The following is a 243-nucleotide window of genomic DNA, read 5'->3' as shown; positions in this document are numbered from 1 at the left end:
ACTTTTTTCAGCTCTATCATAAATAATCGCTGCCATGATGTCAGGTCAAAGAAAAACTGGCCGAACCCGACAAGAAGTCCTGCAAAAAGAAAACTCCATAGATCATACTTATTGATTACGAGCATGTATGGATGGTATAAACGAATCCCATCATAAACAGGCTGAATCCCTTCTTTGACGAAAAAGTATAAAGGAATCAAGATAACGGCGGCAAACATGAAGACGACTTGAAAAGCTGCGAAT

Annotated in this window: 1 pseudogene; it reads right to left on the bottom strand. The window is 39.1% G+C overall.

Features of this window, described 5'->3' with window-relative positions:
• A pseudogene (locus tag SB773_RS34150) lies at positions 1-243 on the bottom strand (sodium:solute symporter family transporter); the annotation flags it as partial.

The sequence above is a fragment of the Bacillus sp. SIMBA_074 genome (assembly GCF_046534555.1).
Taxonomy (GTDB): Bacteria; Bacillota; Bacilli; order Bacillales; family Bacillaceae_G; genus Bacillus_A; species Bacillus_A mycoides.
Note: the sequence above shows the minus strand (reverse complement) of the source record. Positions and strands in the feature narration are given on the sequence as shown.